This is a genomic window from Pseudoflavonifractor sp. An184 (assembly GCF_002160305.1).
GTDB lineage: Bacteria > Bacillota > Clostridia > Oscillospirales > Oscillospiraceae > Lawsonibacter > Lawsonibacter pullicola.
This window is the reverse complement of sequence record NZ_NFKI01000012.1, coordinates 60,539-70,446: the sequence shown is the minus strand read 5'-3', so window position 1 is coordinate 70,446 and position 9,908 is coordinate 60,539. Positions and strand designations below refer to the sequence as shown.

The following is a 9,908-nucleotide window of genomic DNA, read 5'->3' as shown; positions in this document are numbered from 1 at the left end:
GGGTTCAGACGTGGAGGCAGCGGGGCCGGGGGCGGGCCGGAGCACCACCCGGTCCTCCACCACGGGCAGTTGAATGGGCGCCTGCTGTGCGGGGCGGTCGGGGAGCAGCGGGAGGGGGACGGCCAGGCGCAGGCACAGGACCAGCCACACCCAGCACCGCCACCGGGCGGCGTACCGGGCGTGGGTGAACCGGGCGGTGAGCATCAGGATCAAGGCGACCACCCCTCCGCCCAGGGAGAGGGCGGCCAGGTGAATCAGAAAGTCACTCATGGGACTCACCCCCGCTCAGCTCGTCCAGCAGGTCCCGCAGGTCCTCCAGGTCCTTCTGCTCCAGCCCCCCCTTGGCCAGGGCGGCCACAAAGTTCCGGGGGGAGCTGCCGTACAGCCGGGAGAGCACCATCCGGCTGTCAAAGGCCAGATAGTCCTCCCGGGAGACCAGGGGGGTGTACCGGTTGCTCTTTCCCTCCCGGCGCACGGACACAAAGCCCTTGTCCGCCAGGCGGTTCAAATAGGTGTTGATGGTGTTGGGGGACCACTGAAAGTCGGCCAAAGCGTGGTCCAGGGCGGCCCGGGGAGTGTCCGGCCCGGAGGCCCACAGGGCCTTCATCACTTCCAGTTCGGTGTCCGGCAGTCGTTTCATGGTGCATCGCTCCAATTTACGTCAAATGTAGTTGATAAGAATATACTACACTTGAAGTGAATCCCGGTCAAGTTACAGAGTAATGACAAAATCGCCCCGAACCGCGCTTGGTTCGGGGCAGTTCAGCCGTCTGTTCTCAGAGCGGGGAGGAGGACATAGCCCCGTTCCACCGGCACCGGCACAGGTCCACCCGGCCGTCGGGGAGGAAGGGGACGCCCTCCGCCTCCAGCAGCATCCGCTGGATACCGGGGCCGCCGAACACGTCCGGCGGGCTGAGGCGGCCGTCCCCATAGATGACCCGGTGGCAGGGGAGACCCTCCGGGGCCCGGGCCATGGCGCCCCCCACGATCCGGCTGGCCCGGGGCCGTCCGGCCAGAAAGGCGATCTGGCCGTAGGTAGCCACCCGCCCGGCGGGGATCTGCGCGGTCACCTGATAGACCGCCTGATAAAAGCTGTATGTCATCTCAGCGCCTCCTTTCCCGCGTGCTGGCCTGCCGCTGTCTTCTCTCCTACCTTAGCACAGGCGTCCTCACCGCGCAACCGTTGCTTTCCCTGCCCGTGTAAAAGAATTGTATTTCCCCCAAGAGTGTGGTACAATAATTCGAATACTGACAAAATGCCCCGAAGCGGGGCGGAGACGAGGTGCCCCATGGACCATCCATTTCGAAGCGCCGCCCTGGGCGGCTTTAACCGGCAGGATGTGCTGGACTATTTGGAGAAGACGTCGGCGGAGAATGCCCAGCGGCAGCAGGAACTGCAGCAGAACCTGGAGGCGGCTGAGGAGGAGCGGCGGCAGCTGGCCGCCAAGACGGCGGAGCAGGAGGAACAGCTCTCCATCCTCCACCGGGAGCGGGACAGCCTGAGCCAGCAGCTGGACCAGGTCCAGCAGGCCCTGGCCGCCAGCCAGGACCGGGAGGAGGCCCAGGAGCGGGAGCTGGCCGCCCTGCGGCAGGAGCGGGACGGCCTGAAGGACAGAGTGGCGGCCCTGGAGCCGGAGGCCGCCGCCTATGAGGCCGTGAAGGAGCGCACCGCCGGCGTGGAGCTGGAGGCCCACTGCCGTGCCCAGAACATTCTGGACCAGGCCAACGGCCAAGCCAAGGACCTGCGCCGGAGCATGGAGCAGTGGATGGGCCGGGTGGAGCGGGAGTACGACGCTCTGCGCAGCGAGGTGGAGTCCACCGTCTCCCACGCGGCCGACCAGCTGGAGAAGGCCAACAAGTGCCTGGACCGGATGACCGCGCTCCTGTCCGATCAGGACGTGGCCCTGGAGGCCCTGTCCCAGGCCTATGACAACACCGACCCGGAGAAGGTCCCCGCGCCGGTGCCCCTGAATGAGGACTGAGGCCGCATCCGGCGCGGCGGGAGCGGGGAGGGGGCGGCTGCCTCCTCCCATTGGTTCCCCGGAAAAACCAGTTTTTCCAGAAAAATGGATGAGTTTTTGCCCTGTTTTCTTCCGGGGAGAGGAGAATTTTCCCTGGGTCCGGCCCCCTTGGATTCCAAGCTTTTTTGCGAAAAATTCCGTTCCCTCATCCCAAAACACCGGGAGATTTTATTCCGCTTGAAATTTGTCCAAACTTATAAATTAACAGAATTTTAACTGGAAAAACTGTATAAAATGCCAGTATACTTTCCCCTTGCTTATCGCCCTAAAAAACGATATAATTTGAACGGTACATAATCAGTTCAGACCGATTTATGCCCACCGCAACAACAGGGAGATTCTCTGTGTTGCGCTTTTTCTGGTCATCGTTTGTTAATTTTCTAACAAAACTGCTTGTGTCCCGTCAAAACGGTCAGGATATCTGTCCGAAGGAAATCAAATTTTAGGAGGAAAGACAATGAAGGTTGCAATTTTCGGCGCCGGTACCATGGGCCGCGGCATCGCTCAGGTGTTTGCCGCCAACGGCCATACCGCTCTTATGTACGCCAGCAGCATCGCCTCCGCCCAGCGTCACCGGGATGAACTGGACGCCTCTCTCCAGAAGCGCGTGACCAAGGGGAAAATGCCCCAGGGGGCCAAGGACGCCCTTATGGCCAACGTCTTTGTGGAGGAGGAGTCCGCGGCGGCGGACGCCGATCTGGTCATCGAGTGCATTGCGGAGGAGATGGGTCCCAAGAAGGAGCTGTTCCATCGCCTGGACGAGCTGTGCAAGCCGGAGACCGTGTTCGCCTCCAACACTTCCTCCCTGTCCATCACTGAGATGGGCAATGGTCTGAAGCACCCCCTCATCGGTATGCACTTCTTCAACCCCGTGCCCAGTATGAAGCTCATCGAGGTCATCCGCGGCGTGAACACTCCCCAGGAGACCTTCGATTTTGTCTACAAGCTGGCTCAGGATATCGGCAAGGAGCCCGTTGAGGTGGCCGAAGGCCCCGGCTTCGTGGTCAACAAGCTGCTCATCCCCATGATCAACGACGCCATCGGCCTGGTGGAGTCCGGCACCGCCTCGGTGGAGGACATCGACAAGGCCATGCGCCTGGGCGCCAACCACCCCATGGGTCCCCTGGCCCTGGGCGACTTTATCGGCCTGGACATCTGTCTGGCCATTATGAACACCCTGTACGATGAGACAGGCGATTCCAAGTATCGTCCTGCCCTGCTGCTGAAGAAGATGGTCCGCGGTGGTCTGCTGGGCGTCAAATCCGGCAAGGGCTTCTACGATTATTCCAAGAAGTAAAAAATTTAGGAGGACTGGAAAATGGATTTTCATCTGACTAGAGAGCAAGAGATGGTCCGCAAAATGTACCGTGAGTTTGCGGAAAACGAGGTCAAGCCCCTAGCCGAGGAGCTGGATGAGGAAGAGCGCTTCCCCATGGAGACCGTCGAGAAGATGGGCAAGCTGGGCATGATGGGCATCTACTTCCCCAAGAAGTACGGCGGAGCCGGCGGCGACGTGCTGTCCTACGCCATGTGCGTGGAGGAGCTGTCCAAGGTGTGCGGCACCACCGGCGTTATCGTGTCCGCCCACACCTCTCTGTGCTGCGCCCCCATCTATGAGCACGGCACCGAGGAGCAGAAGATGAAGTATCTGCCCGACCTGCTGTCCGGCAAGAAGATCGGCGCCTTCGGCCTGACCGAGCCCAACGCCGGTACCGACGCCTCCGGCCAGCAGACCACCGCCGTGCTGGAGGGCGACCACTACGTCCTGAACGGCTCCAAGTGCTTCATCACCAACGGCACCGTGGCCAGCACCATCGTGGTCTTCGCCATGACCGACCCCAAGGCCGGCAACCACGGCATCTCCGCCTTCATCGTGGAGAGCTCCTTCCCCGGCTTCTCCGTGGGCAAGAAGGAGAAGAAGATGGGTATCCGCGGCAGCTCTACCTGCGACCTGATCTTCGAGGACTGCATCGTGCCCAAGGAGAACCTGCTGGGCAAGGAGGGCCAGGGCTTCAAGATCGCCATGCAGACCCTGGACGGCGGCCGTATCGGCATCGCCGCGCAGGCTCTGGGCCTGGGCGAGGGCGCCATTGACGAGGCCGTCAAGTACACCCAGGAGCGCGTTCAGTTCAAGAAGCGTCTGAGCCAGTTCCAGAACACCCAGTTCCAGCTGGCCGACATGCACACCCGTATGCAGGCCGCTCAGTACCTGGTGTACGCCGCCGCCTGCAAGAAGGAGAATCACGAGCCCTACTCCGTGGACGCCGCCATGGCCAAGCTGTTCGCCGCTGAGGCCGCTTCCGACGTCACCCGCCGCGCCGTGCAGCTGTTCGGTGGCTACGGCTATACCCGTGAGTACCCCGTGGAGCGCATGATGCGCGACGCCAAGATCACCGAGATCTACGAGGGCACTTCCGAGGTCCAGCGCATGGTCATCTCCCGTGCCATGGGTGTGAAATAAGATAGGAGGCAGATGGAAATGAAAATCATTGTTTGTGTCAAGCAGGTCCCCGATACCTCCGGTAAGGTGGCCGTGAATCCCGATGGTACTCTGAACCGCGCCTCCATGGCCGCTATCACCAACCCCGACGACCTGAACGCCGTCGAGGCCGCTCTGGTCCTGAAGGAGCAGACCGGCGCCGAGGTGGTTGTCGTCTCCATGGGTCCCCCTCCTGCCGAGGGCATGCTGCGTGAGATCATCGCCCGTGGCGTGGACCGCGCCGTGCTGATCTCCGGCCGTGAGTTCGGCGGCTCCGATACCTATGCTACCTCTCAGATCATCGCCGCGGCCATCAACAAGATCGGCCTGGACGAGGACGACGTGGTGTTCTGCGGCCGTCAGGCCATCGACGGCGACACCGCCCAGGTGGGTCCCCAGATCGCCGAGAAGCTGGGCATCCCCCAGGTCTCCTACGCCGCTGAGATCACCAAGGAGGGCAAGACCCTCACCATCAAGCGGATGCTGGAGGACGGCTACATGACCATCAAGGTCAACACCCCCTGCCTGATCACCTGCATCAAGGAGCTGAACACTCCCCGCTACATGAGCGTGGGCGGCATCTTCGAGTGCTATGAGAAGCCCTATGAGGTTCTGGACTACAACGCTCTGAAGGACGATCCCCTGATCGACCCCGCCACCATCGGTCTGAAGGGCTCTCCCACCAACATTCTGACCTCCTTCACTCCTCCTCAGAAGGGTGCCGGCATGATGCTGGAAGGCGCCGACAAAGAGACTTGCGAGAAGCTGGCCGGCATTCTGGCTGCCAAGCATTTGATCTGATAGAAGGGAGAACGGAAGAATATGTCTACTTTCAACAGTGCTGATATCGCTGCCTTCAAGGGCGGCGTGTGGGTATTCTGCGAGCAGCGCCAGGGCAGCATGATGCCCACCTCCTTTGAGCTGATCTCCGAGGGCCGCAAGCTGGCCGACGAGCTGGGGACCAAGCTGTACGGCATCCTGCTGGGCCACAACATCGAGGGCATCGCCAAGGAGCTGGGCGGCTACGGCGCCGACGGCGTGTACGTCTGCGACCACCCCCTGCTGGAGCACTACACCACCGACGGCTACACCAAGGTCATCTGCGACGTGATCAAGGAGTACAAGCCCGAGATCATGCTCATCGGCGCCACCAACATCGGCCGTGACCTGGGCCCCCGCTGCGCGGCCCGTCTGCACACCGGTCTGTGCGCTGACTGTACTCACCTGGACGTGGATATGGGCATCTACAAGGACTTCCTGCGCGAGGCCTCCACTCTGGCCCCCGAGAAGATCGACGCCCTGAACACCGCCATCGTGCTGGGCGAGAAGCACGACGTGTCCCGCGACCTGAAGATGACCCGTCCCGCCTTCGGCGGCCACCTGATGGCCTCCATCATCTGCCCCCGCTTCCGTCCCGCCATGGCCACCGTGCGCCCCGGCGTGATGAAGAAGGCCCCCTTCGATCAGGCCAAGGCCGACGCCTGCGAGATCATCAAGCCCGAGTTCTCCCTCACCGAGGACGATATGGAGACCCAGGTGGTCGAGGTCGTCAAGGCCGCCAAGAAGCTGGTGGACCTGATCGGCGCCGACGTGGTCGTCTCCGTGGGCCGCGGCATCTCCAAGGACGTTGAGGGCGGCATCAAGCTGGCCGAGGAGCTGGCTGAGGTTCTCGGCGGCGTCGTGGGCGGCTCCCGTGCCACCATCGACTCCGGCTGGCTGTCCGCCGACCACCAGGTCGGTCAGACCGGCAAGACCGTGCACCCCAAGATCTATGTGGCTCTGGGCATCTCCGGCGCCATCCAGCACAAGGCTGGCATGCAGGATTCCGAGTGCATCATCGCCGTGAACAAGAACGAGACCGCTCCGATCTTCGAGATCGCCGACTACGGCATCTGCGGCGACCTGTTCAAGGTCACCCCCATGCTGATCGAGGCCATCAAGGCTGCCAAGGCCGCGAAGTAAGTTCGTCTCCCATACAGCAATTTCAGCCCCGCATCCAACTGGATGCGGGGCTCAGGCTGTCGAAAAAGTCTAAGGACTTTTCCGACAGCCTGCAAAAATGCCGTTACTTTCCCGCCGCTGCGCGGCGGAAAAGTCCTCGCTGCGCTCGCTGAACGCCTTGCCAAGCAAGGCATTCAGGGCATTCGATCCCACTCGAGGCGGGCTGCCGCCCCCTCGAGCTCCCCCGCCGACACTCGGGCGGATTCGTCTGAACAGAGGTTTTTCGACAAGCTGCAGCCCCGCATCCAACTGGATGCGGGGCTTGTTGCGTCTCACGGAAGCTGCACGAGAGCAAAGGATTCTGCGGGATTCCCTTTGAAACTTCTGATTTACTAAAATTTTATTCCCATAAAAAGAAAAACAAAATTAAAGATTGACTTTAATAAAATTAAATGATATACTCCAGATACAGAGAGGAGGCGGTGACTGCATGGCAATCGAGACCGTGCCCGAGTGGATGGCCGGACTGGAGGACGAGGACCTGGTGTTCATCAAAAAATTTGTGCTGGCCTCCGGGTCGTTGAAGGAGATGGCGGGGGAGTATGGGGTGACCTACCCCACCGTGCGGCTGCGGCTGGACCGTCTGATCCAGAAAATCAAACTCAGTGAGGACACCGCCGCCGATCCCTATATCGGCCTCATCAAGCGGCTGACCGTCAACGAGAAGCTGGACTTTGACACCGCAAAGGTGCTTATCAGCGCCTATAAGAAAGCGAAGGAGGAATGACAAATGGCGATGTGGTCTGTATTTGGAGTAATCAGCCTTTTGATAGCCTTGATCTCCATTCTTCTGCCGGTGGCGCTGGTGGTGGCCCTCCAGGTGTGGCTGTGCAGGCGGAAGACCCGCTGGCTGGGGCTGATTCTGCCAGTCCTGAGCTTCCTGTTCAGCCTGCTGCTGGTATTCGGTCTTGGCGCGTTTGGACTGATCCAGACGGGCAGCGGCGGTTCCATGACCCTTGATGAGAACGGCCAGGTAGTCCAGCAAACCATCACAGAGAACGGCATGATTACTACCTATGACGGGGAGGGGAACATCATCGAACAGCACCCCGACCCCGACGCCCAGGAAAAACAAGCGGCTCAGGAAGAAATGTTCCGACACCTGCTCCCCTCAGCGGTCCTGCTGTTCCTGGTGGGCAACATCCCCACAGTGGTGCTGGGGGGCATCTGGCTCCACTACAAGAACCGCCGGGACTTTCAGAACGAGTTGAACAAAATGAACATTCAGGACCTTGGGTGAGAAAAATGTGAAGTACAAAAGATCCATAATCGCCGGAATTGCCAGATGGACGAGAATGGAATCAAAAATTTTTTGTGGAAGCATCTAAAATAGAAATGGAGAGAAAGTTTTTTGAAGGTTTCCCCTTGACATTCCAAAAAGCGGCGCATATAATAGCGCCATCAACAGCAAGGGCGCTGCGGCAAGGGAGCCGCGGCGCCCTCTTTGCATTTCTGCGAAGGTTGACACACCCAATACGGACAAAGGCATTGAGGGAGAAAAGTACCGCGGAGGCTCGGCCCCAGAGAGCGGGGGACGGTGGAAGCCCCGCGCAGGAGACCGCGGGAAGAACACTCCTCAGCCGCGAACGGAACGCGCAAGCAAGTATGGGAGCCGGGGGCGACCGTTACATCGCAATGGCTTGTCAGAGCCGGAAAAGTGGTCCTCAGGTTGTGAGGGCAAGTTAGGTGGCACCGCGGAGCGCAGCATTCGTCCTAACCCGGAGGAGTTTCTTCCCCTTTTTAGCACAAAGAGGGGGGAAAAGGCCGAAGGGGAGAAGCAGCTGCAAAATCATCCGGAGGTGTATTTTTATTATGTGTGCAATCATGGGCTTTACCAAAAAATCACGAACCAGGGAGGAGATCCTCCCCTACTTCGACCAGACACTCTCCCGGGGGCCGGACATGTCCAGCGTGGTGGAGACCCCGTCGGGCTGGCTGTGCTTCCACCGCCTGGCCATCATGGGCCTGGATGAGAGCGGCATGCAGCCCTTCTCCCTGGACGGGGACATGGTGGTGTGCAACGGCGAGCTGTATGGCTGGCGGGAACTCAGGACCGAGCTGGAGGGGAAAGGCTATACCTTCCAGAGCGGCAGCGACTGCGAGCTGCTCCTCCCCCTGTACCGGGAGTACGGCCTGGATATGTTCTCCATGCTGGACGCGGAGTTTGCCCTCATTCTCTACGACAGCAGGACCGACTCCCTGGTGGCCGCCCGGGACCCCATCGGCATCCGCCCCCTGTTTTACGGCTATGACTACGACGGCGGCATGGTCTTTGCCAGCGAGGCCAAGAACCTCATCGGCCTGTGCAAAGAGGTGTTCCCCTTCCCGCCCGGCCACTACTACGCCGGCGGCGAGTTCGTCCGCTACGCCGATCTGACCACGGTGGACGTGTACCGGAAGGACGACCTGGAGACCGTGTGCCAAAACATCCGGACGAAGCTCATCGCCGGGGTGGAGAAGCGGCTGGACGCGGACGCTCCCCTGGGCTTTCTCCTCTCCGGCGGCCTGGACTCCAGCCTGGTGTGCGCCATCGCTTCCAAAATTCTGGGCAAGAAGATCCGCACCTTCGCCATCGGCATGGATGGGGACGCCATCGATCTGAAGTACGCCCGGGAGGTGGCCGAGTACATCGGCAGCGACCACGCCGAGGTCATTATTACAAAAGAAGATGTGTTGAAGGCTCTCCCCGAGGTGGTGGCCGCCCTGGGCACCTACGACATCACCACCATCCGGGCCAGTATGGGCATGTACCTGGTGTGCAAGGCCATCCATGAGCACACCGACGTGCGGGTCCTCCTCACCGGGGAGATCTCCGACGAGCTCTTCGGCTATAAGTATACCGATTTCGCTCCCTCCCCCGCCGCCTTCCAGGAGGAGGCCAAGAAGCGGGTGGATGAGCTCTATATGTACGATGTCCTCCGGGCCGACCGGTGCATCAGCGCCCACTCCATCGAGGCCCGGGTGCCCTTCGGCGACCTGGACTTTGTGAAGTACGTCATGGGCGTGGACCCCGCCCTGAAGGTGAACACCTACGGAAAGGGCAAGTACCTCCTCCGCCACGCCTTCGAGGGGGACCGCCTCCTGCCCGAGGACATCCTGTGGCGGGAGAAGGCGGCCTTCTCCGACGCGGTGGGCCACTCCCTGGTGGACGACCTGAAGGAGTACGCCGAGAGTAAATATACCGACCAGGAGTTCCGGCAGCTCAGCTCCAAATACGACTTCGCCACTCCCTTCACCAAGGAGAGCCTGCTCTACCGGGAGCTGTTTGAGGCCTACTACCCCGGTCAGGCAAAAATGGTCAAGGACTTCTGGATGCCCAACCGCTCCTGGGAGGGCTGCGATGTGGACGACCCCTCCGCCCGGGTGCTGGCCAACTACGGGGCCAGCGGGTTTTAAGATACCGATTC

10 protein-coding genes, 1 pseudogene and 1 other annotated feature are annotated in these 9,908 nt (G+C 60.9%); of the genes and pseudogenes, 8 read left to right on the top strand and 3 right to left on the bottom strand.

Annotated elements, in window-relative coordinates:
• From B5F19_RS17445 to B5F19_RS06275, 3 genes and pseudogenes are all read right to left on the bottom strand, one after another.
• Positions 1-270, bottom strand: a pseudogene (locus B5F19_RS17445) (hypothetical protein); the annotation flags it as partial.
• On the bottom strand, positions 263-640 hold the full coding sequence (locus tag B5F19_RS06280; protein ID WP_087289058.1) for a BlaI/MecI/CopY family transcriptional regulator: 378 nt from the start codon (positions 638-640) through the stop codon (positions 263-265). The pseudogene B5F19_RS17445 and the gene B5F19_RS06280, both read right to left, overlap by 8 nt.
• Positions 641-776: 136 nt before the next feature.
• The gene (locus tag B5F19_RS06275) at positions 777-1,103 is read right to left on the bottom strand and encodes an MGMT family protein (protein ID WP_087289056.1); all 327 of its coding nucleotides are present in this window, start codon (positions 1,101-1,103) and stop codon (positions 777-779) included.
• A gap of 186 nt (positions 1,104-1,289) precedes the next feature.
• On the opposite strand from B5F19_RS06275, the gene B5F19_RS18240 reads away from it, so the two are divergent.
• The 8 genes from B5F19_RS18240 to asnB all read left to right on the top strand — a co-directional run bounded on the left by B5F19_RS18240 (position 1,290) and on the right by asnB (position 9,897).
• Positions 1,290-1,982: a hypothetical protein gene (locus B5F19_RS18240; RefSeq protein ID WP_087289054.1), complete on the top strand. Its 693-nt coding sequence runs from the start codon at positions 1,290-1,292 to the stop codon at positions 1,980-1,982.
• Between the two features lie 496 nt (positions 1,983-2,478).
• Positions 2,479-3,318 carry a 3-hydroxyacyl-CoA dehydrogenase NAD-binding domain-containing protein gene (locus B5F19_RS06265; RefSeq protein ID WP_087289052.1) on the top strand — a complete coding sequence of 280 codons (840 nt, stop codon included), beginning with the start codon at positions 2,479-2,481 and terminating at the stop codon, positions 3,316-3,318.
• 21 nt (positions 3,319-3,339) lie between these two features.
• Positions 3,340-4,482: an acyl-CoA dehydrogenase gene (locus B5F19_RS06260; RefSeq protein WP_087289050.1), complete on the top strand. Its 1,143-nt coding sequence runs from the start codon at positions 3,340-3,342 to the stop codon at positions 4,480-4,482.
• Positions 4,483-4,500: 18 nt separating this feature from the next.
• A complete protein-coding gene (acrB, locus tag B5F19_RS06255) occupies positions 4,501-5,301 on the top strand; it encodes an acryloyl-CoA reductase electron transfer subunit gamma (RefSeq protein ID WP_087289048.1) in 801 nt (266 codons plus the stop codon).
• Positions 5,302-5,322: 21 nt separating this feature from the next.
• Complete coding sequence (acrA, locus tag B5F19_RS06250; RefSeq protein WP_087289046.1) at positions 5,323-6,462, top strand: acryloyl-CoA reductase electron transfer subunit beta; 1,140 nt, start codon at positions 5,323-5,325, stop codon at positions 6,460-6,462.
• A 469-nt stretch (positions 6,463-6,931) separates the two neighbouring features.
• A complete protein-coding gene (locus B5F19_RS06245; protein WP_087289044.1) occupies positions 6,932-7,228 on the top strand; it encodes a DUF2089 family protein in 297 nt (98 codons plus the stop codon).
• Between the two features lie 3 nt (positions 7,229-7,231).
• Positions 7,232-7,741 (top strand): hypothetical protein, encoded by a 510-nt coding sequence (locus tag B5F19_RS06240; RefSeq protein WP_087289042.1) that lies wholly within the window; start codon positions 7,232-7,234, stop codon positions 7,739-7,741.
• A 239-nt stretch (positions 7,742-7,980) separates the two neighbouring features.
• Positions 7,981-8,220: a binding site (T-box leader), on the top strand.
• A gap of 93 nt (positions 8,221-8,313) precedes the next feature.
• Positions 8,314-9,897: an asparagine synthase B gene (gene asnB / locus B5F19_RS06235; RefSeq protein WP_087289040.1), complete on the top strand. Its 1,584-nt coding sequence runs from the start codon at positions 8,314-8,316 to the stop codon at positions 9,895-9,897.
• Positions 9,898-9,908 lie beyond the last annotated feature (11 nt).

Coding starts and splice junctions, on each gene's coding strand:
- B5F19_RS06245 (WP_087289044.1), top strand. CDS start 6,932: ATGGCAATCGAGACCGTGCCCGAGTGGATGGCCGGACTGGAGGACGAG.
- B5F19_RS06260 (WP_087289050.1), top strand. CDS start 3,340: ATGGATTTTCATCTGACTAGAGAGCAAGAGATGGTCCGCAAAATGTAC.
- B5F19_RS18240 (WP_087289054.1), top strand. CDS start 1,290: ATGGACCATCCATTTCGAAGCGCCGCCCTGGGCGGCTTTAACCGGCAG.
- acrB (WP_087289048.1), top strand. CDS start 4,501: ATGAAAATCATTGTTTGTGTCAAGCAGGTCCCCGATACCTCCGGTAAG.
- B5F19_RS06265 (WP_087289052.1), top strand. CDS start 2,479: ATGAAGGTTGCAATTTTCGGCGCCGGTACCATGGGCCGCGGCATCGCT.
- B5F19_RS06275 (WP_087289056.1), bottom strand. CDS start 1,103: ATGACATACAGCTTTTATCAGGCGGTCTATCAGGTGACCGCGCAGATC.
- acrA (WP_087289046.1), top strand. CDS start 5,323: ATGTCTACTTTCAACAGTGCTGATATCGCTGCCTTCAAGGGCGGCGTG.
- asnB (WP_087289040.1), top strand. CDS start 8,314: ATGTGTGCAATCATGGGCTTTACCAAAAAATCACGAACCAGGGAGGAG.
- B5F19_RS06280 (WP_087289058.1), bottom strand. CDS start 640: ATGAAACGACTGCCGGACACCGAACTGGAAGTGATGAAGGCCCTGTGG.
- B5F19_RS06240 (WP_087289042.1), top strand. CDS start 7,232: ATGGCGATGTGGTCTGTATTTGGAGTAATCAGCCTTTTGATAGCCTTG.